This window comes from Desulfosporosinus sp. OT (assembly GCF_000224515.1).
Taxonomy (GTDB): domain Bacteria; phylum Bacillota; class Desulfitobacteriia; order Desulfitobacteriales; family Desulfitobacteriaceae; genus Desulfosporosinus.
In genome coordinates this window covers 1-23,382 of sequence record NZ_AGAF01000009.1, presented here as the reverse complement: position 1 = coordinate 23,382, position 23,382 = coordinate 1, and the positions used below count along the sequence as shown (strand labels likewise).

The 23,382-nt window shown below is 40.5% G+C and carries 31 protein-coding genes and 1 pseudogene; 26 read left to right on the top strand and 6 right to left on the bottom strand.

Annotated elements, in window-relative coordinates:
* From DOT_RS00790 to DOT_RS30110, 12 genes are all read left to right on the top strand, one after another.
* Nucleotides 1-1,018 (top strand): MFS transporter (locus DOT_RS00790; protein WP_050809797.1); only part of this gene is annotated, 1,018 nt, incomplete at its 5' end.
* 14 nt (nt 1,019-1,032) lie between these two features.
* Nucleotides 1,033-1,197, top strand: a complete 165-nt coding sequence (locus DOT_RS30120; protein WP_009612875.1) for a hypothetical protein — start codon at nt 1,033-1,035, stop codon at nt 1,195-1,197.
* Between the two features lie 244 nt (nt 1,198-1,441).
* Nucleotides 1,442-1,714: a hypothetical protein gene (locus DOT_RS31320; RefSeq protein ID WP_207637022.1), complete on the top strand. Its 273-nt coding sequence runs from the start codon at nt 1,442-1,444 to the stop codon at nt 1,712-1,714.
* Nucleotides 1,715-2,021: 307 nt separating this feature from the next.
* A complete protein-coding gene (locus DOT_RS00780; RefSeq protein ID WP_040410871.1) occupies nt 2,022-2,294 on the top strand; it encodes a metalloregulator ArsR/SmtB family transcription factor in 273 nt (90 codons plus the stop codon).
* A 177-nt stretch (nt 2,295-2,471) separates the two neighbouring features.
* Nucleotides 2,472-3,227 carry an EFR1 family ferrodoxin gene (locus DOT_RS00775; RefSeq protein WP_009612871.1) on the top strand — a complete coding sequence of 252 codons (756 nt, stop codon included), beginning with the start codon at nt 2,472-2,474 and terminating at the stop codon, nt 3,225-3,227.
* A gap of 620 nt (nt 3,228-3,847) precedes the next feature.
* Nucleotides 3,848-4,063 (top strand): type II toxin-antitoxin system HicA family toxin, encoded by a 216-nt coding sequence (locus tag DOT_RS00765; protein ID WP_348982128.1) that lies wholly within the window; start codon nt 3,848-3,850, stop codon nt 4,061-4,063.
* A gap of 47 nt (nt 4,064-4,110) precedes the next feature.
* The gene (locus DOT_RS00760; protein WP_009612869.1) at nt 4,111-4,455 is read left to right on the top strand and encodes a type II toxin-antitoxin system HicB family antitoxin; all 345 of its coding nucleotides are present in this window, start codon (nt 4,111-4,113) and stop codon (nt 4,453-4,455) included.
* Between the two features lie 268 nt (nt 4,456-4,723).
* Nucleotides 4,724-5,005, top strand: a complete 282-nt coding sequence (locus tag DOT_RS00755; protein WP_009612868.1) for a hypothetical protein — start codon at nt 4,724-4,726, stop codon at nt 5,003-5,005.
* A gap of 54 nt (nt 5,006-5,059) precedes the next feature.
* Entirely contained in the window at nt 5,060-5,230 is a 171-nt protein-coding gene (locus DOT_RS30115; RefSeq protein ID WP_009612867.1) for a hypothetical protein, read from the top strand.
* Nucleotides 5,231-5,461: 231 nt separating this feature from the next.
* Nucleotides 5,462-6,169 carry a hypothetical protein gene (locus tag DOT_RS00750; protein ID WP_009612866.1) on the top strand — a complete coding sequence of 236 codons (708 nt, stop codon included), beginning with the start codon at nt 5,462-5,464 and terminating at the stop codon, nt 6,167-6,169.
* Between the two features lie 168 nt (nt 6,170-6,337).
* Nucleotides 6,338-6,472, top strand: coding sequence for a hypothetical protein (locus DOT_RS32205; RefSeq protein WP_009612865.1), 135 nt, complete (start codon nt 6,338-6,340; stop codon nt 6,470-6,472).
* A 72-nt stretch (nt 6,473-6,544) separates the two neighbouring features.
* Nucleotides 6,545-6,685: a hypothetical protein gene (locus DOT_RS30110; RefSeq protein WP_009612864.1), complete on the top strand. Its 141-nt coding sequence runs from the start codon at nt 6,545-6,547 to the stop codon at nt 6,683-6,685.
* Nucleotides 6,686-6,785: 100 nt separating this feature from the next.
* Here the strand turns inward: DOT_RS30110 and DOT_RS00745 are convergent, their stop codons facing one another.
* Entirely contained in the window at nt 6,786-8,162 is a 1,377-nt protein-coding gene (locus DOT_RS00745; RefSeq protein ID WP_009612863.1) for an MFS transporter, read from the bottom strand.
* Nucleotides 8,163-8,362: 200 nt separating this feature from the next.
* Complete coding sequence (locus DOT_RS00740; RefSeq protein WP_009612862.1) at nt 8,363-9,295, bottom strand: LysR family transcriptional regulator; 933 nt, start codon at nt 9,293-9,295, stop codon at nt 8,363-8,365.
* A gap of 242 nt (nt 9,296-9,537) precedes the next feature.
* Here DOT_RS00740 and DOT_RS00735 point away from each other — a divergent pair, with 242 nt between their 5' ends.
* From DOT_RS00735 to DOT_RS00725, 3 genes are all read left to right on the top strand, one after another.
* The gene (locus DOT_RS00735) at nt 9,538-11,421 is read left to right on the top strand and encodes an aryl-sulfate sulfotransferase (RefSeq protein WP_009612861.1); all 1,884 of its coding nucleotides are present in this window, start codon (nt 9,538-9,540) and stop codon (nt 11,419-11,421) included.
* Between the two features lie 198 nt (nt 11,422-11,619).
* On the top strand, nt 11,620-11,952 hold the full coding sequence (locus tag DOT_RS00730; RefSeq protein ID WP_009612859.1) for a thioredoxin family protein: 333 nt from the start codon (nt 11,620-11,622) through the stop codon (nt 11,950-11,952).
* A gap of 14 nt (nt 11,953-11,966) precedes the next feature.
* Nucleotides 11,967-13,193: an FAD-dependent oxidoreductase gene (locus DOT_RS00725; RefSeq protein ID WP_009612858.1), complete on the top strand. Its 1,227-nt coding sequence runs from the start codon at nt 11,967-11,969 to the stop codon at nt 13,191-13,193.
* Between the two features lie 201 nt (nt 13,194-13,394).
* Here DOT_RS00725 and DOT_RS00715 read toward each other — a convergent pair whose 3' ends face one another.
* Nucleotides 13,395-13,949 (bottom strand): TetR/AcrR family transcriptional regulator, encoded by a 555-nt coding sequence (locus DOT_RS00715; protein ID WP_040410867.1) that lies wholly within the window; start codon nt 13,947-13,949, stop codon nt 13,395-13,397.
* Nucleotides 13,950-14,107: 158 nt separating this feature from the next.
* Here DOT_RS00715 and DOT_RS00710 point away from each other — a divergent pair, with 158 nt between their 5' ends.
* Nucleotides 14,108-15,037, top strand: coding sequence for a 2-dehydropantoate 2-reductase N-terminal domain-containing protein (locus DOT_RS00710; protein WP_009612856.1), 930 nt, complete (start codon nt 14,108-14,110; stop codon nt 15,035-15,037).
* A gap of 364 nt (nt 15,038-15,401) precedes the next feature.
* Here the strand turns inward: DOT_RS00710 and DOT_RS00705 are convergent, their stop codons facing one another.
* A complete protein-coding gene (locus DOT_RS00705; RefSeq protein WP_009612854.1) occupies nt 15,402-15,599 on the bottom strand; it encodes an antitoxin VbhA family protein in 198 nt (65 codons plus the stop codon).
* 649 nt (nt 15,600-16,248) lie between these two features.
* Here DOT_RS00705 and DOT_RS00700 point away from each other — a divergent pair.
* From DOT_RS00700 to DOT_RS30105, 10 genes and pseudogenes are all read left to right on the top strand, one after another.
* A pseudogene (locus DOT_RS00700) lies at nt 16,249-16,407 on the top strand (IS200/IS605 family transposase); the annotation flags it as partial.
* Nucleotides 16,408-16,692: 285 nt separating this feature from the next.
* Nucleotides 16,693-16,845, top strand: coding sequence for a hypothetical protein (locus DOT_RS31315; RefSeq protein WP_009612852.1), 153 nt, complete (start codon nt 16,693-16,695; stop codon nt 16,843-16,845).
* Between the two features lie 134 nt (nt 16,846-16,979).
* Nucleotides 16,980-17,834 (top strand): sce7726 family protein, encoded by an 855-nt coding sequence (locus tag DOT_RS00695; protein ID WP_009612851.1) that lies wholly within the window; start codon nt 16,980-16,982, stop codon nt 17,832-17,834.
* 4 nt (nt 17,835-17,838) lie between these two features.
* Nucleotides 17,839-18,795 carry a sce7725 family protein gene (locus tag DOT_RS00690; protein ID WP_009612850.1) on the top strand — a complete coding sequence of 319 codons (957 nt, stop codon included), beginning with the start codon at nt 17,839-17,841 and terminating at the stop codon, nt 18,793-18,795.
* A complete protein-coding gene (locus tag DOT_RS00685; RefSeq protein ID WP_242833733.1) occupies nt 18,782-19,882 on the top strand; it encodes an RES family NAD+ phosphorylase in 1,101 nt (366 codons plus the stop codon). The genes DOT_RS00690 and DOT_RS00685 overlap by 14 nt, the downstream gene beginning before the upstream one ends.
* Before the next feature lie 255 nt (nt 19,883-20,137).
* A complete protein-coding gene (locus tag DOT_RS31545) occupies nt 20,138-21,040 on the top strand; it encodes a hypothetical protein (RefSeq protein WP_009612848.1) in 903 nt (300 codons plus the stop codon).
* Nucleotides 21,041-21,049: 9 nt separating this feature from the next.
* Nucleotides 21,050-21,856 carry a tellurite resistance TerB C-terminal domain-containing protein gene (locus DOT_RS31540; RefSeq protein ID WP_040410860.1) on the top strand — a complete coding sequence of 269 codons (807 nt, stop codon included), beginning with the start codon at nt 21,050-21,052 and terminating at the stop codon, nt 21,854-21,856.
* Nucleotides 21,826-22,215 (top strand): hypothetical protein, encoded by a 390-nt coding sequence (locus DOT_RS00670; protein WP_242833732.1) that lies wholly within the window; start codon nt 21,826-21,828, stop codon nt 22,213-22,215. The genes DOT_RS31540 and DOT_RS00670 overlap by 31 nt, the downstream gene beginning before the upstream one ends.
* Nucleotides 22,215-22,439 (top strand): hypothetical protein, encoded by a 225-nt coding sequence (locus DOT_RS00665; RefSeq protein WP_040410858.1) that lies wholly within the window; start codon nt 22,215-22,217, stop codon nt 22,437-22,439. Before DOT_RS00670 ends, DOT_RS00665 begins: the two co-directional genes overlap by 1 nt.
* Nucleotides 22,440-22,489: 50 nt before the next feature.
* Nucleotides 22,490-22,636, top strand: a complete 147-nt coding sequence (locus DOT_RS30105) for a hypothetical protein (protein ID WP_009612844.1) — start codon at nt 22,490-22,492, stop codon at nt 22,634-22,636.
* Nucleotides 22,637-22,741: 105 nt separating this feature from the next.
* Here the strand turns inward: DOT_RS30105 and DOT_RS00660 are convergent, their stop codons facing one another.
* Together DOT_RS00660 and DOT_RS00655 are read right to left on the bottom strand one after the other, a co-directional pair.
* Nucleotides 22,742-22,960: a hypothetical protein gene (locus DOT_RS00660; RefSeq protein ID WP_009612843.1), complete on the bottom strand. Its 219-nt coding sequence runs from the start codon at nt 22,958-22,960 to the stop codon at nt 22,742-22,744.
* Complete coding sequence (locus tag DOT_RS00655; protein WP_192807790.1) at nt 22,953-23,369, bottom strand: hypothetical protein; 417 nt, start codon at nt 23,367-23,369, stop codon at nt 22,953-22,955. Before DOT_RS00655 ends, DOT_RS00660 begins: the two co-directional genes overlap by 8 nt.
* Between the last annotated feature and the right edge of the window lie 13 nt (nt 23,370-23,382).

Genomic DNA, 23,382 nt, shown 5'->3' with positions numbered 1-23,382 from the left:
CCCCAGAACAATGCCGTCGGCACGGTCCAGCTTTTCTACGATCCTGGGTCCGGTGCTGGGAGGAATTATTGTCAACAGTCTGAACTGGCGCGCTATTTTTTCGATTAATATTCCAATTTGCATTGTGGCGATTGCCTTAGCCGTGTGGGGGATACCAGCCGACAAGCTTACGGAAAAGAAAGAGTCCCTTGATGTGATCGGCATGCTTTTGCTTTCCCCCGCGTTTTCCTTGCTGATTTACGGCATTGCTCAGGTTGCCTCACACGGAGGATTGAACGCCAGTGCAGTCTATGTTCCTCTTATCATCGGCGTCGTTCTGATGGCTGCTTATGTCCTTTATGCCCTGAATACGAAACGGGAACCGGTTCTGAACGTGAGACTCTTCAAATCCGTTAATTTTTCAGCTTCCAATATCCTGCTGATTCTGAGCGGAATCGTCACGAATGGAGCTATGTTGATGCTGCCCCTCTATTATCAGGAGGTACGCGGAGCCAGCGCCCTGTATGCCGGATTGTGGCTGCTTCCCCAAGGAGTGGGTATGCTGCTCACCAGAAGCTGGGCAGCCAAAGCGGCCGACCGCAAGGGATCGCGCAATATCGTGCTGCTAAGCCTCGCGGCAATTGCCATCGGGACACTGCCCTTTGCTTTTGTAGGTACGGATACGGATTATATCCTTTTGTCTGTAGCCTTGCTGATCAGAGGGGCGGGACTTGGCGGCTTGCTGATTGCCATCATGACTTCCGCTTATAATGGACTGCAAAGAGAGCAGGTTCCTCACGCCAGCACTGCCACTAGGATATTTCAGACCATCGGCGGAGCTTTCGGGTCAGCTATTCTCGCCACCGTAGCCCAACAGCAGATGGCAGGTCACCCCGACTCCGATCTCCATTCAATTTCCCACGCCTTCGGCGTCTCTTTCTGGTGGGTCATTGGCTTTACTGTGGCTGCAGTCATTCCAGCGTTGTTTTTGACAATGCGTAAAAAATCAGGATTGGAAACAGCCCCACAGGGGAAATAATAGGGGAAGAACGTGTGGAAAATATATTTGCCAGATCGTTATCTGCGGTCTGGCAAATGCTTTATAGAGGAGTTAATAACGAAGTGACTGCTGCTGCAATCCGGTTCTGCTCATATAAATTGAAGCCAACGATTCAAAACCTTCCCTGGGTTTCCTCGAAAGCATTTGTGGCTTGCTGAATCATAGTGTTATATATTATTTTTTCTGCCTCATTGAAAAAATATGGAAATAATTTAATTATTGGAGATGATTTAATGTTACTTTTTCGACCTGTTGGAAAAGTAGAATTGGAATTGATAGAGAAAACAAGTTTTACTTCCAGAGGACTACTTTGTCCCTTTAGAAGACGGAGAATTATTTGAACGAGATGGCATTCCACGTTTTAATCATGATACTGAATATATTGGTATATCGAATAGTCAGTTGGTATGGTCGAAGCTAACTGTTCGAGGGATTGATAATGACAGAACAATAGTCACTCATTATTACTGTGGTGGTGAAACTTGGATGACGCACAGAATGGACAGAAGTGGCTATGAAGAGATTATTCATCATACAAAAATTGGTGAGGATACATGGCATATTACCAGAACCCATAAGGAGATATATGGTACTTGGAAAATCAATCTAAACTGTGTTATTTACAACATGCCTGATGGCTCTCAACGTGAAGTGAGGTTTGATTCGCCTACTTAAGTTTGTCCCATTAAGAAACGGATTGAGGTGTTCCCATAATATTCTTATTAAAGGAGCCTACTGAATGAAAGTAAAGAATTTCCGAAATCAGATTAATAGAGGTTTAGGTAGTGCCAGCCCAACTATGGTATGTGGCAATCTTTAGGGTGACGGAGATAAGCAGCAGAACGAATTATGGATGTTTTGTCTCAACCGAGAATACGCGCTGCGTACGCTAGATGTGATTAACAAGTGACCTGCAGAGAGTTATTGACAGGAGCCTTTAGAAAAGTTACAATTGATTCGATAGTTATCGAATTGTTATAGCGTGAGTTTGTGTAAGGCATTATCGAATCCCAATAGGCTGGAATTGTATTTTCAAATCGCCAAGATGAATGAATCTAGTTTTCCGACTGATTCGGAATGCTTTGTTACGGATATCATCAGTTCGTTGAATATCGGGGCTCCGACTATTTCACATCATATCAAAGAATTAGTAAATGCTGATTTAATTAGAACAGAGAAAAAAGGGAAATTTTTGATTTGTAAAGTAAATGAAGAGTTGATTGAGGAAGTTAGTAAGTCATTGAAGCAGCAATAATTCAGCGTTGCTTCAAAAGTGTATAACTATTCGATAATTATAAAACTATAAAAATATCAAGATATTAAACTCTTAAACGATCATTTGCCCATAAGAAGTAAGTATTAGGGTATTTAGAACATTTTTAATTGTTTGAATTCCATAGACAAACGAAAGACAAAATAATGGAGGTACATTATGAAAGTGTTTTATTTTACAGCTACCGGCAACAGTTTAGATGTTGCAAAAAGGTTAGGAGGAGAAATTTATTCGATACCAAAAGTCTTAAAAGGTGATCAATTTCATTTTGAAGACGAAACGATAGGCCTTATATTTCCTTGCTACGGCTTTGCAGCTCCAAAGATTGTCCGGGAATTTATTGAGAAGATTACTCTTAAGAGCCCTTATATTTTTGTCATCATGACCTATGGAAACAAGCTTGCCGGCGGTGTCAATTGGTTTGTACGGTATGCTGAGGAAAATAATATTTATGTTCAATATGCTGACGGTTTACTCATGATTGATAACTATTTACCATTATTTGATATTGAGAAGCAAAAGATGAAAGAGAAATATACTGAAGAAAATCTGAGCCGTTTGTTAAATGATGTTAATCAAAAGAAACGATATATCAGGAATGGGTCATTCACAGATTCAGTGTTAACCAAAGCCATTCAGTATTTCTTCAAAAGAAACCCAAATTTTAATACCGATAAAGATTTTTCTGTCGGGAACAACTGTAATCAATGTGGAACGTGTGTAAAGGTTTGCCCTCGTAACAATATAAAACTCGCTGAGCTTAAACCAGCATATGGGGGGAATTGCGAATTTTGTCTTGCCTGTATAAACCTTTGTCCGCAAAAGGTGATCCGCTTAAAAAAAGAAAGTAATCCAAATGCGCGTTATTTGAATGCCAATGTTACATTAAAAGAAATTATCACGGCAAATAATTAAACAAAGTTGGGTTAAGCCCGGGGAGGAGTGTTCTATCACCTGGGTCTTCCAAGTTAACAAAGGCACCTTCCTCTGTGAAAACCTGGATAAAACCATTAAGCATGAGATCCATGGGATTAATACAGGGCCAAATGTTAAAGTTATCATTTATTTTCCGGATGCCCATTCTACTCAGCGGAACATGCTAAGGGGCAATTGTTTTTTGTCGTTACGCTTAAGTTTCAGGGACCCTTCGTGCATGGAAGCTGATGGGCAAGTTTTTATCTCAACCCATTTTCCAAACTTTGTGAATGGAGAAAGTCATAAGGTCTACGTGTACCTCAGCAGAATTCCATAATTTCTATTAAACTGGTTTTAAGCAAAAAACGCACCTTGACCTAGGTGCGTTTTTTGCTTAGTGGAGTTACTTGTTTTCAATGGATTGAAAGATGCAACTTGTTAACGGTTATCGACATCAGGTCATTGTACGATCGGGACGGGAATATTACTCATCTTGGAGAAGTTCACTGCAAGATGCGAACGGAAAGCGCAGCTCGCTAAGTTAATAACACAAAGAAATATGCAACTAATATTTAGTTGCATATTTTGATCGTTGATAATATATTTAAGATAAGAGGTGCATGATGAGCAAAAGAGATAAACTTATAGACAGATTGCTTAATAGACCTATCGACTTTGAATATGATAAAGCCAAAAGTCTGTTAGCAAAATTCGGTTACAAAGAAGACAACAGAGAGCGTACTTCTGGGTCGAGAGTTGCTTACATCCACTGCGAAACAGGACATATTATAAGACTTCATAGACCGCATCCGGGAAATATATTGAAAAAATATTAAATTGAGCAGTTGATTGAAGAGTTGAAAAATCAGGGAGTGGTTTGATTATGAAAGATGTAATGATATATAAAGAATATATTGGTTCAGTGCATTACAGCACAGAAGACGAGATTTTCTATGGCAAGATTGAAGGCATAAATGATTCAATCAGTTATGAAGGCAGTAGTGTTAGTGAACTAAAGTCTGCATTTGAAGAAGCGGTTGAGGATTATCTTGAACTGTGCAATTTGAACGGTAAAGAACCTGAAAAGATGTATAAAGGTAGCTTTAATGTAAGAATAACCCCTGAGCTTCATAAACAAGCAGCACAAAGGGCCTTAATAGAGGGCAAATCATTGAATCAGTATGTTGAAGAAGCGATAGAACAGTATTCAGCAAAAGAACAAAAATGAAGAAGAACCATTCATACACTATAACGCAGATCTGATCTTTGAGTCATTAGGAATGTCCTCAAACCCAACTTCTAACCAGGTGAATGATGGAAGGAAACGATAAAAGTCCGGCATAAAAAACTATATGTCAAGCGTTGTCTGTAAGGACTGATAGCAATCAGGGAAATTTCAATGTTAAGGAACCAGAACAATGGAGTCCTGTAAGTGAAATATCAATAGCTTTGCATCAGATGATCACATCTTATTAGTGACCTTCAATAAGACACTCATGAACTACATAAAATATCTATACAAGAAAGTAGAGGATGAGATAGGACTTGACTATCTAGAACCTGACGAATATCAAAATGCAGACCGATTAGGGCGAATGAATAAGTTGTTTTTGGTAGAGAAAGATATATTTTTAATGTTAGACCTAGAAGGAAGTACTAATAATCCAGCAGTAACCCCGCAAGGCAAATCATATACTCCACAATGGCAATCGAATGAAATAGAAGAAATAGATAAAGTCATCCAGGATGGGATAAGGATTATAGTCGAAGTATTATAGCTAAGGAGTCTATAGAACTTCATGAAATTTCAATGTGAACCATAGGAGGGGATTATGGAAGTAACTATAGGGATAGGCTTAGACAACGTAGTCTTTGGAATGACCCAAGATGATGTTAAAACGCTGTTAGGAGAGCCAAATAAAATTACCGACCAGGAACTTGACTTTGCGATAATATATTACTACAACGAAAAAATGCTAAAGACTAAGAGCTGTATGTCGTGAAAATGACACGTACAGTTCTTAGGCGAGAAGGAGGGAGTAATCCCTCCAACTTAGCCGACATTCCATACCCTTGGGGTTGGATAAAATAGGTATTTATCTTAAGGCTCACTAAATGGGAGTTTAGCGTAACAACAAGATTGTAACTATACGACCTGATGAGTAAAATTAAAGGTGAAAATATCATTGGTGTGAATGGGAACATCGTATACAAGATGTTTTAGGGTGATTATTTTGAGTAAAAAATATCTTATTTTCTTATTAATAGTATTAAGTCTTCTGGTAATTATGGGTAATTTCAATAAACCTGATCATGGACCTTCAATAGAAGATGTAATTCAAAAAGAACTGAGAGTTGAACTCAATAAGATAACTCCCTTACCCGGAGCTACAGTCGTTGGAACATCTGATTCTAATAAATTAAACCAAGCATTTGTAGAAGATTGCTATAACAGCACCTTAAACCTAAATCAAATAAAACAGTACTATAATGAACAATTCGTTAACAACGGGTGGCAATTTTATAAGGAAGAGCCCATTACCATCTGGGGTAAGGATTATGGAGGTAAGCAATTTATCTATAAAAAAGGAGATTATGAAGCTGATTTAGAATATACTGCTCACGATCCGAATTCGCACCAAGCATTTGTTGTTTCTATTAGTTGGAGATCAAATGATAATACAGGTGAGCAGGGAGAGAATTCCAAAGAGGTATTATTTATAGTAATCGGTTTAGTATTTGTAATCTCATTTATAAGCATTATCTATCCGAAAAAGATGAGAGATTTCCAAATAATGCAAGCTTTTTCTAAAGTCGATTCGTCGATGTTATGGACTTCACTTCATCCTTATTGGAAACCAATGACTATAATTAGCGGTATTTTTGTCGGGTTCTTAGGACTCATTTTAATAGTCATTTTATTAGCAGAAAAGATTAGATGACTTTTATCCAATAAATATCAACCACTATATATAGACAAACAAGCTACGGAGCTTGCGTTTTATAGATACTTTAGTCTCATATAACTGACTAAGTGTTACCGCTTTCGGAACTCAAAATTATTGCAACTTTGGTTCGCTAAAGACCCATTTAAAAGGAGAAAAAAATGTTTGAGAAATTTCCTTAACTTATCCAACCCCTTTAATGCAGGACTTTCCAAGATTCATGGATTGCCTGAAGAAGGATGTTGTGGTATTATCACCCAAAACCCAGTACATGTCCAGAGCACAATTATGGGGCTATAACAGCTCATGGAATAATTGATACAGATAGGGCGATGGGCTTTACCGGCAGTATAATTATTGTGAGGACAAGTGATGATAGATCTTCATCAAGACTATATGAAGTATTTTGTAAAACTTGTCGAGACTTATAACTCCTTAGTTCAACAGGCATTTTATTTATTTGCTAAATATGTAATTCTCATTCAGTTTATGCGGGTGGGTGTGCCCATTTAAATTTGGAAGACTGCCGAGAACAATAACAGAAAAAAACCGAGGTAATCAGTCCTCGGTTTTTTTCGTCGCCGTAGTGAAATTTTGTCTTATGAAAAGCAGGTTAGGAAATTTCTTCAAGGGACTTGCCGCCCGTTCTTAATCCCCATAATAATAAGACTGCCACCGGAATACAAACTAAAATGGCGACCATATTGTAAACACCTGTAAATTTATATTGGGCAAAGACCACAGGAATGTATAATTGAAGAGCCGAAGTGGCCAGACGTCCTGCTGCATTATGAATTCCAGTAGAGGTATTTCGCATTTTTGTGGGATAATTTTCAGCGATGTAACTAAAGGTTATGAAGTTCATAGCCATGTTAACAGCAATCAGCAGAAATCCACAAAGGACAATGGGAACAAACCCGCTTATCTTCCCAAAGATCACAGCTAATACTGCCACCGACAAAGCCATGATCGCCATGGGAATCTTCCTGCCGCCCTTGTCAGCGATCAAAGAGGATAGGTAACAGCCTGCAGGAACCCCAAACATAAGCAGAGAGGAAGCTGTCAAAGCATCATTAACACTTAATCCTCTTTGGTTCAAGAGAGTTGGCGTCCAGTTCGTAATAACAAACCCGGCGGGGACCGTTAGCAGAACAAAAAACAGGATAACTACTGTTCGCTTAATATACTTCGGGGACAATAAACCGACTAATACGTCCAGTGTTTTGACCCGAGGTTCGACTTTAGAAGCAACCTCAGTCAGGTCAACCTTAACCTTCGTTAATTGTTCAATGACTTCTTCTGCTGCTTCTCTTTTGCCTTTAGAAACTAACCAGCGCGGTGATTCTTTTAAATATTTGAGACCCATTATGAAGCCGATCAGACCAAGTCCGCCCAAGAAAAAGATATAACGCCAAGCCTCGGGCCTTAGAGGAATGACTACCCGGCATAAAAGTCCTACTAAAGGGGCTGCCATGAAACCAATGGAAGCCGTTAAGCTTTGCCATTTTCCACGCGTGGCGGCAGGGGACATCTCAGCTATATATACTTGGGAAGTAACCATCATACAAAAAACACCAAATCCGGTTAAAGCTCTAGTTATAGTAAAAACTTCAATACTTTGGGCAAAACCATTTGCTATTGACGCCAGAGAAAAGAGAAGAATTGCGCCCAGAAAAGTTTTCCGGCGTCCAATAAAGTCCGAAATGATACCACCCGTTAACCCACCAAGGGTCATAGCTACAAAATAGGCAAAGTTAATCTTGCCGACTGCGGCCATATTAATGTGCCAGCTCTTCATTAACGCCGGAGCAATAAAACCAAAATTCCAATTATCCATTTGTTCAAAGAAATAGGCTAACATAATAATGAAAAATAATAACTTATGGATTGATGTAACTTCTAGCTCATCGAAGTAATTATGATTTGATTTTTTAGTTCCTGGAATGAAATCCCCAGAAAGACAATCTTTCTTTTGCGACCCGAGTGCCATATCCTTTCCCCCTACTTTGTGAAATTTATCATAAGAAAGCACACTAAAGTTCTCTATTCTTTGGCTATTAAGATTGAGTTGGGTGGTTGATGATGAGCTCCTTTCGTTTAGTTTGTACTTTTTCCCTCAATCGTATTATACATAATCCTAATAGCACTATATAACAGAACCTTATTGTCGTTTCCCACAACAAAAAGTAGTCAGCTATCCGACATATTCAGGGATTGTTTCAGGCATTCCAAAAACCTTTGGGCTGGAATTGATATCGGGTATTTTGCAGAACTCACCCAGGTAAAAATGAGCTTTAAGCGCAGATCCGACTGGACAGTGCATTCTTTTAATAGTCGATTATCACTCAATTCTAGCGCGGAAATAAGACCCATAGCTAACCCGTCAAGGATTGTTTGACGGAATAACTCATTATTTAGGGTTTTTAGAAATACTTTTGGAGAATGAGCAGTTTCACGAAAAATTAAAGAAACAATTTCACTGTATTGCCTTGTATCAAAATAGACCATTGGCCTTTTGACTAATTCACTTGCGGTATTAATTTGATCCTTGCCTAACATCCAGGATTTTGGTATGCAAACGATTAAATCATTTTTTAAAAGTTCCTGATATACTAACTCAGTGGAAGATAATATTTGGTTTGCGGGTTCTTCGTAAAAGGACTCCGGAAAGTTTATAAGCCCTACCGCCGAAGGATCATCTTTAATCTGAGCAATGGTTTCGGAGGGTGAACTTTCTTTAAGTGTTAAGTTAATATTCGGAAATCTGGATTTAAATTGTTTTAAAGCTCTTGGCAAAACTGCAGTACCTGAATTATGGGAATGCAAAAGGGTCAGATCTCCTTCAACCGGGGATTTTTGGCGCAACGTGATTAATTCTAATGCTGCCTTTAATTCATCATACTTTTCAATGATCTCTTTCGCAGTCATAATGGTTTTTTGACCGGCTTCCGTTAATGTCGTTCCCTGTCGACTCCGTTGAAAAAGCGGAACATCAAGTTCTTGTTCCAAACGTGTAATCATTTGGCTCAATCCTTGTTGAGAAATATGCATTTTCTCCGCAGTCAAAGTAATTGACTTTGAGTAAGACAATTCTATGAGAAGTTTTAAATCACTAATGCGCATCCCTAATACACTTCCTGTTTAATTATGACTTTTTATTGTTCTTCTTATTATAACTTGTCTTCTGGTTAATGTATCTATCAAGATGTTTTAATACGAACTCAACAGTTGGAGTCTCAAATCCACAACTAAGTGTTGTGATTTAAAACAATGAAGTTGTGTTTTATGTTGCTTTTTTGGAAATGTATAATGTGATTAAAAGAACAAAGACAAATGCCTTAGACATTTAATAAGGAGTGAATCTCGTGAGCAATTATTTAGCAACTGAAAAACATTTGATTACACTACAAGCAGAGTCAGAAGAAAGATTTTTAGCTGAGCTTAGATCAGGAAATTATACGTTAGAAAATCCCCTTGTTGTCGAAAATCCTTATTTAATTAATCCGCTGGCTGCAGTGATTTGCTTCAATACTGAAGAAGAAACAACGGCCCAAATAACCATAAAAGGCAAAGCAGCAGAAGGGGATCTTACCCATACCTTTGCCGCTGCCAAGGAGCATGTCTTGCCAATTTATGGACTATACGACAACTATGAAAACACAGTGGTTATCGTCCTTGGCAGTGGAAAAATGTCACAAGTTAACATAAAGCTTGAAGAGTTGGATGTCAATAAAGCTCTGTATTGTCATACAACCTCAGAGTATTTTGGGAAAGATCTGATGATAATTTCCACAACAACCCCTCTGGTAGATTCGGCAAAAACAGTCGGTTTTGATTATGCCGGTGATTTAAGATGGGTTATCACGAACAAGCAAAGCTGGGATATTAAAAAGCTTGCTAATGGAAGACTGCTGCATACATCGTATCGAACCATGCAAAAACCCTATTATACCGTCGGGCTTATGGAAATGGACTTTTGCGGTAAAATCTATAAAGAATATCGCTTGCCGGGCGGGTTCCATCATGATGCCATTGAATTGGAAAACGGAAATCTTCTGGCTGCCTCTGATAATGACTTTGAAGAGTCCGTGGAAGATTTTGTCGTTGAAATCGATAGAAAGACTGGAGAAGTCATTAAATCCTGGGACCTTCTCAATATTTTGCCAAGAGAAAAAGGGAATGCGGGGGATTGGAACTACCATGATTGGTTCCACAATAACTCTGTTTGGTATGACAAAGCGACGAATTCCATTACCATGTCCGGCAGACATAAGGATGCTATTATTAACTTCGATTATGATACTTCAAAATTAAACTGGATTCTCGGTGACCCTGAAGGTTGGGGAGAAGAGTGGCAAAACTATTTCTTTAAAAATGTGACCAAAGGTGATTTTGACTGGCAATATGAACAACATGCCGCCAGAATTCTGCCTAATGGAGATGTCTTTGTCTTTGATAATGGAACTTATCGCTCGAAGCATGAAGCTACATGGGTTTCACCTGAGGAAAACTTCTCCAGAGGGGTTATTTATCGCATTGATACAGACAAAATGGAAATCGAACAGGTTTGGCAGTATGGTAAAGAACGAGGAGCAGAATTTTACTCCCCTTATATTTGTAACGTCGATTACTATAGTGAAGGACATTATATGATTCACTCCGGCGGCATTGCCACCTATAGAGGAAAACATACAGACGGCTTAGGCGCAATGCTTTTAAATAAATACAAAGACGAGCTTATCCATTTAACCTTAGAGTCAATCACAGTTGAGGTTCTGAATGATGAAGTTAAATACGAACTAAAAGTTCAAGGCGGTAATTATTATCGGGCAAGAAGACTCTCCTTATATGATGAGACGACGAATTTTGCCCTTGGGAAAGGAGAATTCCTGGGCGGATTTGGAGTAACTCCTGAGTTTGGTCTTAAAGTTAAATTTAAGGACGCTGAGGGCGAAATACCGGCCAAACACAACTTATCGTTAATCCTTGAAGAAGATAGGCTGGCACTTCGGGCATCCTTTAAGGAAGGTTCTGAAGTCTTCCTGGAGTTTAAAGACGAGAAGGAAGCCAAGTTCTACTCTGTTCCCACCGTGGTTCATGATGTTACCGCAGCCTGTGTTTCTTTTGAGGAGCAAAACGACAATGATTTTCAATTCTACCTCAGCAGGGAAGGATTGTCCGGTGACTATCAAATCTATTTAAACATTGATAATAAACGATATGCTACTCATTACTCAGTAAAATTCTAAGCGAAGCGACATCCTGGTTTTAGCAAGAGTCTAAGTATTTTCTGCCCTGGGGTGTCCATGTCCCATATTCGGTATGCTCCCTTTGAAGCAGATAGATCAGCAATATCATCAATCTGTACAGAAAGGGAGCATTTCTCTGTGACCATGATTTCCGTGCTTATGGATCAGAAAAGTCATTTATAAAGGAGTGTTGTAAACATGTCGTTAGTACAATTGAATTCGGGCCGCTTCGAAGAAGTGATTTATCATGACGGAGCGCCCTGTTTAGTGATCTTTTCCAGAAAAAGCTGTCATGTTTGTCAGAGCGTTGTACCCGTCTTAGAAGACTTACAGCCGAAATTCGACGGTAAGTTTGGTTTTTATTACGTCGATGTCGAGGAAGAGAAGGCCTTATATCAAAAGTTTTCCCTTAAAGGAGTTCCGCAAATTCTTTTCTTTAAAGATGGTGATTATCAAGGCAAATTAACCGGGAAGGCTGAGGAAGAAGACATCGAGGAACGAATCACAGACGTTTTGAATTCTGAATCATAAGGTGGAATGCGAAAATGGCGAATGCGTATGATTTAATCATTATCGGCGGGGGGCCTGCGGGACTATCTGCCGGTATTTACGGGGGAAGAGCTAAGCTTAAAACTCTGATTATTAACAAGGGAACCGTTGGGGGACTGGTGAATACGACCCGTGAAATTGTCAATTATCCTGGCTATGGTCAAATCAGTGGTTCTGATCTCATGCTCAACTTCAAGAAACATGCCGAGAGTTTCGGCGTAGAGTTTTTAAGGGATCAAGTCGTTAGTACGAATTTATTTCAAGAAGATAAAATCATCAAAACCAAAAAGGGCAAGGAACTTTCGGCCAAGGCTGTAATCATTGCCTGCGGCAGTGAGCCGAGACTCCTGAATATCCTGGGCGAGAAAAGGCTTCAAGGCAATGGAGTAGCGTATTGCGCCACTTGTGATGCTGAGTTCTTTGAAGGTGAGGACGTCGTTGTTATTGGAAGCGGAGACCAAGCCATCGAGGAAGGTATGTATATCACCAAGTTCGCCAAAAAAGTCACAGTGATTGTGCTTCACGATGAAGGAATCTTAGATTGCAATAAAGTAAGCGCCGAACAAGCGTTGCAAAATAAAAAGATTGAGTTTATTTGGAACTCAACAGTAGAAGAAATTTTAGGGGAAGAAAATGTCGAAGGGGTAAAAATTAAGAACCTGAAAACAGGTGGTTCTTCTGAATTAGCTTGCCAGGGCGTATTTTTCTTTGTCGGTATGATTCCTTCTACGCAATTTCTTAAAGATAGCGGTGTGGAAATGAACCCAAGGGGATATATCCCCGTCAATGAGCTGATGGAAACAAATCTGGAAGGCGTCTACGCAGTAGGAGATAATCGAATCAAATATTTAAGGCAAGTTGTATCGGCGGCCGGCGATGGGGCAACGGCAGCCGTAGCCGCCGAACGGTATATCGAAGAATGGAATTCGTTTAATACTAATGTCCTGCAAAGTGAGAAGAAGGTTCTCTTGCTCTTCTTCAATGCCTTAAACAATGAGAGCTTGCAATTCAGCACTTTATTAGAAGAAGTGAACAAAGAACTGGCAGAAAACTATAAGGTTGTGAAAATTGATATATCCACCAAGAAAAATCTCGCGCAAAAGTATGGTATCGAGAAAATACCCGCTGTCGTGGTGGTGGATAAAGACAAGGAAATCAAACAATTGATCTGTTCGCTGGATAAGGAAAATTTAAAAACCCAATTAAAAGAGGAATCTTTATGAAATGAGGGTTTTAGCCCGGAGATTTACATCTCCGGGCTATTTATGTGCGCCCGGCATGGGTGTTGCCTCTAGGGTGAAATTCCCCTTGGCGTACTCGACTGGGCAGGAGGCTGACCAAATAATGGTCAGCCTCCTGCCGATACCTTATATTTACAGACCGTTTTTGTGCTTACTTTTTGTGGATATTCAATGCAAATTAGACTAGAGTGATACAAGGTGCTTGGTGTATGGTTCCAGCAAAAACATAAGTTGCTCAGTAATTTCCTGAACATTGCAGGGCATAGAATTATTAATCCACCATTCCAATACTCCAATGAACCCTGAAGTCAAAAAATGAATGGTTACACCATTTGAAAATGCGTTGTTTTCTGGCTTTATACCGATAACCTGGGTTACTGTTTGCGCAATGGTGGCATATAAGCGGTTGCGGAAAAATCCAAAGCCCTCATTGCTAAGAAGTAACTTGTATATTGTGAAATTTTTCTCCAAGTATTCAAATGTGCTGTGAAATGCACTGGCCTTTAGATTGGTGTCATCACTATTGGCACAGTGATTTAGTAACAGCTCAACATATGTTTCAATGCACTTGTCGAGCAAGTCGGATTTATCCACGTAATGTAGATAAACAGTCCCTCGGTTTATATTTGCGCGTTTGGCAATATCATTGATGGTTATTTTCTCAAATCCTTTTTCAGCCAAAAGGTTGAGGAAGGTATTCATAATCAACTGCCTTGTTTTTTGTATTCTTCTATCCACAAAGTTTTCCTCCAGATATTCAACAAATTAGCGCACTGTGTTGAGTTCTCAACAGTAGGAACGAATGTAACTATTGAAATTTTCTCCACGTATCAGTATGCTAAGAATATCAAACACTTGTTGAAAAATCAACACGTGATCATTAGGGAGGATGCTTTATGAAAATACTATTTTTTGGTCGCGGTGTTGTAGGAACCCTGTACGCTTGGGCGTTTGAAAATGCAGGCCATACTGTTGAGTTTTATGTTCGTGAAGGTAGGAAGGCACAATATGGTTCACATGTAAACTTAGAACTATGGGATGCAAGGCGAAGCAAAAAAGACCGGTTAGTCAAAGAAAAATGGTCAATTGTAACACATGAAGAAATAAAGAGCAATCACGACTATGACCTCATTTTTATGAGTGTCAACCCCGAGCAAGTATCAAGTGTGGTAAAGTACCTTGCGCCACGAGTTGGAAATGCAACCGTTCTGTTTTTCAATAACTTTTGGCAAGACCCTCAATCAGCTGTTCAGCCGATTCCGCTCAGCCAGATTGTTTGTGGCTTCCCCGGTGCCGGTGGTGGATTTGAAGGAAACACTCTTTACGGTGGGCTTTACAAGACAGTGCAGTTTGGAACATTTGAATCCGAGCCTACCCAAAGAGATTTGGAGGTTCGCAAGCTTTTTGTTGAGGCAGGCTTCAAGATTATGGTGCAAAAGGACCTGCAAAGTTGGCTCTGGAATCACTTCGCATTAAACGCTGCAATGGAAGTCGAAGTCTTAAAAAGTGGCAGTTTTGAAAAAGTAATTTCTTCACCCGAAGCGCTCATTGGAATAGGTCGTAATATGAAAGAAATTACCCAAGTTTTGAAAGCAAAAGGCTCAAAACTTGATGTTATGACAAAAATAATGAGCGACCTACCAGCGAGAGTTATTGGATTTCTTATGAGTAAGGTTATTTTTTCACCTCAAAGCATGATCTATGCTCTTGTAGCGCATAACCACACTAAAGTTGGTTATGCCGTACAGGAAGTTATTTCAGAAGCCAGAAAGTACGGCATAAAGGCACCACGGCTTTACGATGTAGAAAGCCTGATTACTGAATAGAAACAGGGACTTAGCTTGACAATCTGCTGGACTGGCGTGCTTGTTATTCCCTCTGGACGGCAGCTATTGTCATCCTGGGGCGAACTGGTATCGCAAGAGGAATAATGGACACTTGAAACGACAAGTTTTGACTTCGCTCTGCGAAGAGAATGGGGTTAACAAAGGGGACAAAAAGAAGGAGGCGCCTCAAGAACTGAGTGCAGTTCAAAAGGCGCCTTCCTCTGTGAAAACCTAGATAAAACCATTAAGCATGTGATCCGTGGGATTAACATGATTTCTATAAAATAAACTGGTTTTTAGAATAAAACGCATACCGACTGCCGCTTTTCTAAAGAGTCATAAGTCGAAAAGCCCCTATCCATTTTCATCGTCCAAATTTAGCAGAGTGTCTTTCCTTTATCCTCGCAATTGCCTCTCTGCCGGTAATTTTATCTTTAAGGTACAGTTTGCCAAGCGCTTGAGCATGTAAACTTGGTTGCAATCCTTCCATCGCCATTGAAGCTCCAACACTGGAAATTACCCTTTTAGGGTTTCTTTTGCCTTTTATAACACTCGTTTTCAAAGCGATTCACCTCTTAAGTTATTATACGCATATTCGTGACGAGGTCATGCAGGGAATCTGGAAAACGAACGCTGTGACCAATTAGCGACAATAGCTATGAATATGTCCGACTTGGAGGAAGACATCAGAGAAGAGGCTCAAGGTTTTTCTCAAATCGGCATGGACATTCTTAATTGATCACACTTTTTGTTAATAAAGACCGATGATAGATTCCACTTGAAAAGTGTAAATCCAAGGACTTTAGTCTCCAGCTTGTAGAAAAGATGTTTAAAAATGTTCTGAGCAGAATAAGTAGCTAACGAGCTTTAGCTGGTTGCAATGGAGCTATCGCTGAGGTTTGTTCAAAAGACACAAAAGCCAGGGAATTCACCTCGCTCTAGCCTTTTAAATTGCTATAATGTCTGAGTGTTCATAGTAAGTGTAATGTATGAGATGAAAAAACATAAGGCTCCTTTAGCGGAGGCCTTTTTCTTGTCTAAACGAAAACAACCTGCTATGCAGGTGGTTCCAAAAAGCTTTAGCTATGAATAGAACAAACTACCTACCTTTGTTAAAATAGTGCCGGTTTCGTCAGCCGCACTATGACAAAGGAGGTAGATCCAATTGGATACAGAAAGTTTAGCACATACACAGTGGAACTGTAAATATCAGAGGATTTTATGTTGATACGGTGGGGAGGAACAAAAGGGCGATAGAGCAATATATTCGAAAACAATTAGAAGAGGATATCGCAGCAGATCAGCTAACTATCAAAGAGTTCGTTGGCTCGTTTACGGGTGAGCCAGTAGAAAAGACCAAGAGAAAATAGCCCCATAACCCCTTTAGGGGTAGTTCGGGACAGAGTGCGGTTGGAGTAACTTTCAGCGAGCATTTAGGCTCTGCCCGTACCCAGCCCTTATAGGGCTAGAGCAAACCACCCGCTGAGCGGGTGGATGTGATCAAATCCCTGATTATTCGACTAATCCTTCATAAACAGATATAAAATCTTCAGCAGAAAGAATCCTTAATCCTTCTATTTGAATACTATGAATACCGCTTCTGAAGTCATTGCTTATAATAAAATTAGCTTCACCAGGATAAAAGGATAGAGCGGATGATAGTCAGCATCAGCGCTATGATTGCTGATGCTATCGAGATAGCACAGAAAGCAAAGGCCATGTCTGTAGATTCGGAAAAGAAGCTTATTCTTGCGCAGTTAGAGTTGGAAGATTTATACATACAATTAGAAAAGGCAGAAAGCATTTGAGCACTTAGATTGAAATTGCCAACTATTTATGGGCCTATTTCAATTGTACCTACAGCAAAAGAAGAGGGTTTCCAAGTTTTTTAGAGTATGGTATCATGAAATGGAAAATATAGTGAAAAGGGGAGGGGGTTTATGTGACTGCTCATAATTTGATACTAAACAAACTCTTTACCCAAAATGTTTTCCATAATTTACTCAATGGCAATCATAACGCAACATATACTCAAGTTGTGCGAAGATATGTTACCGATCCGGAAGTAAAGAATAATGGAGAGCTCATTAGCGAAGTATATAAGTTCATGTCAGCGTCCTATCGCAACGAATACTTTTATCTAAATACTTTGCTGAATAAACTTTTACTGGGTAAGCACAGCATCAATACCACAACAGCTTTAACTCAAATCCCCATCGGAAAATCGAAGGCGGATTTTATTCTGATCAACGGTAAGGCTGTCGTGTACGAAATAAAATCTGAATTGGATTCTTTTGAACGTCTCGACACACAGTTGCGGGATTACTATAAGGCGTTTAACCATGTGTGTGTAGTTACTTCTGAAAACAATTTTGCTAAGATATCTGCCAATTTGCAGAATACCCCGGTTGGTATTTATGTTCTTACGAAAAAGAATGTAATTAGCAGGCGTTTGCGCAAAGAACCCACAGAAGATAATTCACAATTAAGTCATCCGGCTATTTTTAAGATGCTGCATAAAAGGGAATATGAGAAAATCCTGAAGAAGTACTTTGGGAGGCTGCCCGTTACTTCTCAAGTGTTTTATTATGATGAGTGCTTTTCTTTGTTCGCGAAGATACCTATTGAGCAAGCTTATGCCATGTCAATCCAGGTATTGAAAGAACGCAATAGAATAGAGATTAGTTTCTTTCAAAGTGTCCCCTATGAATTGAAATCGCTTATATACTTTTCCAATCCGGCGAAAAAGGAATTTGAGGCTCTCAATCGTTTTCTAAATCAGAAGTTTGGGGGATGAGAGTATGTATTTTCCCTATGTACGCGGAAGACAATACGAGCTATTGGCTTTGCGGGAGTTGGTATCCAATGATCTGTTGGGAGACTATGTGGTCCCGGTCGTTGAGCCGGTGAAGCTTTCCCCTACGCTCATTAAGACGATGTCCGAACACATCAAAGCTGACCATCCGATCTCAATTATCAGGAATCCAGCGGTAGGTTCGTTTCTGAAAGATTTAAGAGATGTCCGGGATGGATCGAAAGAAGCCTCATACAAAAATGAGTTTTTAACCTTGTATGAAACTAAGACAGTCATCAAGTCCATAATCATACAGGAAAATGCTCAATCACTTTTAGAATATTGGACTAAGAAGGGTATCGCTAAGAACGAATTGCTCGTCGTTAATATTAACCGGGATTATTTGGACATTTATGAGCGGGAGTTTGCTGATGTAAATCCAAAATATGCCCTGATCCCGGACGAAAGTACCTTCAGGCGCAGAGTAAAACGGAATAGGATTCTCTTCAATGATAAATTTGAGAAACAAAACCGGAATGCCGATTATCTTAAGGAACCCGATGAATTTTTTTCTGATAGCCATTTGTATTTTAAGGATGATGGTAACTCAGGGTTTGCGGACTATTCAGTCATTGGAGATGGATATCTTGAAGCCGGTTTTGCCCCGTATGCAGTTGCTATCCATATCGTGTATTTTGCTAAAAATGGAGAACTGAGAGTAAGGCACTTTGTTTCTGATTCAAATGAGGATATAGCTAATCCTGCCAAGAAGTTCTATGAAGCGGTTTCCAAAATGGCAGCATGGTATAAAACAGAACCTAAGCCGGTTGAATTGACATTGGGGCTAAAAACATTGTTGGATCACTATGATAATCAAACATATCCGGGACTTGGAAGTGTAAAAAAACTGTCCTTGATGCATCACTTGGAGTTAATGGGAAAATATTTGAGTGAGGTTGGTTAATATGTATTGCTGTGCCAACTGCTTTAGGGATGCTGAAATCAGAGGGATGATTCAGGGTTATAATGTTAGCGGCAATTGTAGCTTTTGCGGACAAAAGAATGCTCCTTCATATCAAATTGGTACAGATACCAGTTTGTCCGATTTATTTGATGAATTGCTTGATGCCTACACTACAGTGGCAAATTTGCCGGTGACTTTCCCCAAAGATAGTACAGACTTGCTGAAAAACATTCTCTACTCTAAGTGGAATATCTTTAATGTTGCTCCGGACTGTATTTATAGGTTAATTACAAGCATTTGCCATGAAAAGTATAGTGAACAACCCGAGTTGTTTGATGCTCCTGTCGGACTATGGCAGAGTCAGGATCAAGATTATTTGAAGGACAATGGGATCATAAAGAATTATGCCTGGGCTGATTTCGTGGAGGTAATTAAGCGCAAGAACAGGTTTCATACCGACTATTTAAACAAAGATGTTTTGTACCAGTTCATTTATTGTGTGAGGAAGACCTATAAGGCCGGTACCACTTTTTATCGTGGGCGGATATGCTCGACAGCCCAGGGTTTTTCAAACGATGAGATGGGCCCCCCGCCTCCTCATTTGGCATCAGCAGGGAGGGCCAATCCCGAAGGGATTAGTATCCTTTATCTAGCGGATACAGTAAAAACAACTCTGCATGAGATTCGAGCGGGTGTTTACGATTATGTGACAATTGGCAGTTTTGAATTGCTGAGGGATATGGAAGTGATTAATCTTGCCGAGATAGATAAGATCAGCCCATTTATCGCCTCCAAATCCTATGGAATTGAGTTTACCCGTCATGCAGTTAATATTGAGCCATTAAAAATGATCAGCCAGGAGATCGCTAAGCCTCTTAGGCGTCATGACAGTCTTTTAGATTATCTCCCCACTCAATATGTAAGCGACTACATAAAAAGTAAAGGGTTTGACGGTATCGAATATATGAGTACTATGTCTCCGGATGGAGTTAATCTGGCGGTTTTTGATCATAGCCTTTTAAAGTGTACAAGTACGACCGTTTATGACGTAAAGGCTCTTAATTATTCATATGACAAAGTTAAATAGATTTAGATACGCCGCAGTGAATTCTGTCGGCGTTTTAAATTTCTGGCTAAAAGAAAAGTAATAACTGATGATATAAGGTTTTATAAGAAGAAATACCAAAAAGATCTGAAATTCATTTGATTTCTAAAAAATTAATACAGGAAATTACAATTTTTAAAAGAAATATACCAAAAGGCTTTAAGTACAATTAAGGGAGAGAAAGCATGACGGATTATAAGAATTGCTATCATTGTCCTTAAATCAGCTCATAGGCTAATGCAAAGGTTGGTGAAAATTGAGATGAGCCTTTTTAAAGATATTCTATCCGGAATTTCCGGTATCTTTTCCGGCTCCCCATACCGGATTATTCTCTCTGCAGAAAACAAGAAATTCTATCTAAATGCGTATAAAGGAGCCGGAGCGATACCCTTTGCTCAGTTGCTGAATAAATATCCGCAGTTAGGTGATCTATCTGTATGGGTGAACTATGAGAAAGGAGGCACAGTAATCCCTCTGGGAAACTTAGCCTATGTAAAAAAGGAATTGGCCCGCTTAATTTCGGAGGAGCAAAAAAATAAGCCTGAGATTGTGATACCTCAGGAAATTCAGCAGCTCAAGCCCAGCAAAATGCCGGCAGGATTTGAAATCCGGTATAGTTGGAACGACTCGGAAAAAGCTATCCAACCCCAACTGAGGGGAGAATATTGGGGAGAAGGCACATATGTATCAGAAAACAGCTATTGGAACATGCCAGGCTTTACTGAAAACGATGATCTTTGGCTCAGGAAAAACAAAATCCGGGGCCAAGAAATCCTTGAATTTCTCCGCGCGATCCTTCCCCAATGGCAACGGCGCAGTCTCCCGGTACAATCTGAAGTCGTCCTGGAAGCAGAACCTGCCTGCACTATTAAAATCAACCGGGTCCGTATAGATTCCGTCACCTGTGAAGCTCTCTGGCGGGTAAATCCCGGGAGCATCGCTGAAATCCCTTCATTGGCAGGCTATATAATTGCAGGCTCTTCACTTGGCGAGGGATTTAATCCTGCCGGGCTTCCCTTGCAAACTGAAAGCGGTCAAGCCCTTGTGGAGGAATATATCCCGAAAACTATCGAAAAAGTCAATGAGTTTCTGTTACAACAGCACCATTTAGGAATGCTGGATATGTTTCAACCCAGTTAAAGGGAGAAAATGCAGCATGCACCTTTCCGCAGTGCGGTGCACTGCTATGATGCAGGCCGGCAGATTACCCTGGAGACGATTCCTTACACCAGGCACAAACCTTTACGGGAATTTCTTACCGCCGTGATCAAACACACTGAAAACAAGCTCAGAGAAGCGAAGGGATACAAGGGAAGGCTGCGAGGTTACGGGCTGGAGTCTGAAATCAGGATCTGGATCGATGATTATCTGGCTTCCGAAATAGAAGGTCTGGAACCGGCAACCAAGTCCTCTCTTAAAATAGAGCTGGATCCGTCTAAAATAGACCAGCTGATCAAAGACTCCAATAAAGTACGGGATATGCTGATCATCGCTGAAATTGAGGTTCAACCCGAAGACAAGGAGGAGCCCCGGCCCGGAAGAGAGAAGACTGTCGCCGGCAATATAGAGAGGCCTCAGGGAACGCCGGTTCAATTGCTGACGGATTTAGAGCCTGTTCATCAATTGCTGGAGGAGCTTGATGACTGGCAATTAGGGTTGCTCAGAGCACTTGCGGAAAATTGCTGGGTATTGGAAGATCCAACATTATCCGGGTTGTTCCCTGATCTGCTGATCGACTCGGTGGTTGACAATATCAATGAGCTTTCCCTTCAGTATCTTGGCGACCTGCTCATTGCCGTTGAGGGCAGTCAGAAAATTGTTGCCGACGACTTCCGGGATGAACTGGAATATATTTTACCCCGCCTGGAAGAGGTAAAGCCGCAGAAGCCGGAACATCCCGGTTCGGTGCCGGATCTTCCTGAGGAGTGGAAGAACGGGGACTGCTGGTGGGTTTAACCGGGGAGCAAGTAGTGCGTAATTTTCGCTTCTATTCGGTATTTCCGGACAATGAAGAATTTGCAGTACGCGATGAATCCAAGGAAGTCGGCAGTATTCTGTCGCCGCCGCCTCAAGGGGAGCGTTTTGCTCTAGCCGGCCGGACCTGGGAGGTCATGGAGATTGATCTGAAACGCAAGACCGTTTATGCCAAACAGGTCAAGGGCAAGGTCCGTACTGTCTGGAACGGCGGGGGAGGCTCTATTCATTCCAAGATCCTGCAGCGCATGAAGCGGGTCTTGAAGGAAGATATTACTTATTCATACCTTCAGCCCGGTGCGGTTAAGCGGTTATGTGAAGCACGGGATTTGGTAAGGTAATGGGAATCTACAACGCCGCTATCCATTTCGGCCTTACCTTGGGGCCGGTTTTGGGAGTGGTATTGGCGAAGGCGAAGGTATTGACCGGGAATGCGGTATTTCTGATCTACTCCTTTGGCTGTTTAGCCGGCGCGGTTGTCATCAGTCTTTTTGTGGAGCCTCTCAGGAAAAAAGAAGTAACGAGGACGAGCTTGTTTGATCTAGACGCCTATTTTTCAGCTTAAGCCTGCACACATATCCTAAGAATGAAAATAGCCTCAAGGATTGTGATAGCATGCCTGATCAGGGAACGGATGTCGTCAATGGATGCACCAAGCAGGTCATCGCAGCTATCCAGACGGCTTGTCTTCTCAAATTCGGATTCGAATCCGAATTTGAACTGCAGCTTATTCCCCGTTATGACGGGGCTGGGGACAAGTAAAGAGCAAAGCAAAGTACTCTGAGCCATATGATTGGGTCCGGAGTACTTTGCTTTGCAGAAGATCACCGATGCAAAACAAAAAATCCCAGACCAATCTGGGACTATTTAAATCATTCTATTAAAATATGCTTCATCCACCTGCAATTGCTTCTTTAAAATATCCTTCCATAACCGCGAGGATATTTCACCTGTCCCCTTGGAGATTTTGGTACGTTTTAAGCTTCCATCGTCCATTATCTTTCGATAAAAATGATGATCTGTATCCTTGTATAGTTCCCATCCATCCCGTTCACAAAATCGCTTTAATTCTCTCCAGCTAGGCATCAAGCAAACCTCTTACTGCATCCTCATCTTTCTGGATTAGCACCCGCATAACATAAGGGAAATGAGCCTTTCTGTTGGGAGCCCCATAATATTTATCGAATTCATCCATGTATTCTTGGGCATATTCAATCAAGTCTTTAGCTATCTCTGATTTTAACGCTTCCAAACTTGCAGCATTAGCTATGATATCAAGCTCTTTCAGAGAACCACTCAAGCTGCCGTCAGCCTCTTTTTCATATTCAAGAGTGAACCTATATGGTGTTAAAACAACTTCCAAATGCTCAAGGGACATAGCTGCAAGATAGTCTCTGTTCCGTTTTACCAAAGAGGGCTTTAAACGCACAACATTATCAATAAAACGGCCCCAATCTTTTCTGACATCTGTGGCATTAATAACTTCTTGCATAATTACACCCTCCTTT

Bases quoted from the DNA above. Each gene is read 5' to 3' on its own strand.
- DOT_RS00765 (WP_348982128.1), top strand. From the start codon at position 3,848: ATGATGAGCAAAAGAGATAAACTTATAGACAGATTGCTTAATAGACCT.
- DOT_RS00745 (WP_009612863.1), bottom strand. From the start codon at position 8,162: ATGGCACTCGGGTCGCAAAAGAAAGATTGTCTTTCTGGGGATTTCATT.
- DOT_RS00755 (WP_009612868.1), top strand. From the start codon at position 4,724: ATGAACTACATAAAATATCTATACAAGAAAGTAGAGGATGAGATAGGA.
- DOT_RS00775 (WP_009612871.1), top strand. From the start codon at position 2,472: ATGAAAGTGTTTTATTTTACAGCTACCGGCAACAGTTTAGATGTTGCA.
- DOT_RS31545 (WP_009612848.1), top strand. From the start codon at position 20,138: ATGCAAAGGTTGGTGAAAATTGAGATGAGCCTTTTTAAAGATATTCTA.
- DOT_RS00730 (WP_009612859.1), top strand. From the start codon at position 11,620: ATGTCGTTAGTACAATTGAATTCGGGCCGCTTCGAAGAAGTGATTTAT.
- DOT_RS31315 (WP_009612852.1), top strand. From the start codon at position 16,693: ATGATAGTCAGCATCAGCGCTATGATTGCTGATGCTATCGAGATAGCA.
- DOT_RS00660 (WP_009612843.1), bottom strand. From the start codon at position 22,960: ATGCCTAGCTGGAGAGAATTAAAGCGATTTTGTGAACGGGATGGATGG.
- DOT_RS30110 (WP_009612864.1), top strand. From the start codon at position 6,545: ATGATAGATCTTCATCAAGACTATATGAAGTATTTTGTAAAACTTGTC.
- DOT_RS00690 (WP_009612850.1), top strand. From the start codon at position 17,839: ATGTATTTTCCCTATGTACGCGGAAGACAATACGAGCTATTGGCTTTG.
- DOT_RS00710 (WP_009612856.1), top strand. From the start codon at position 14,108: ATGAAAATACTATTTTTTGGTCGCGGTGTTGTAGGAACCCTGTACGCT.
- DOT_RS30115 (WP_009612867.1), top strand. From the start codon at position 5,060: ATGGAAGTAACTATAGGGATAGGCTTAGACAACGTAGTCTTTGGAATG.
- DOT_RS31540 (WP_040410860.1), top strand. From the start codon at position 21,050: ATGCAGCATGCACCTTTCCGCAGTGCGGTGCACTGCTATGATGCAGGC.
- DOT_RS00725 (WP_009612858.1), top strand. From the start codon at position 11,967: ATGGCGAATGCGTATGATTTAATCATTATCGGCGGGGGGCCTGCGGGA.
- DOT_RS00760 (WP_009612869.1), top strand. From the start codon at position 4,111: ATGAAAGATGTAATGATATATAAAGAATATATTGGTTCAGTGCATTAC.
- DOT_RS30105 (WP_009612844.1), top strand. From the start codon at position 22,490: ATGCCTGATCAGGGAACGGATGTCGTCAATGGATGCACCAAGCAGGTC.
- DOT_RS00740 (WP_009612862.1), bottom strand. From the start codon at position 9,295: ATGCGCATTAGTGATTTAAAACTTCTCATAGAATTGTCTTACTCAAAG.
- DOT_RS00665 (WP_040410858.1), top strand. From the start codon at position 22,215: ATGGGAATCTACAACGCCGCTATCCATTTCGGCCTTACCTTGGGGCCG.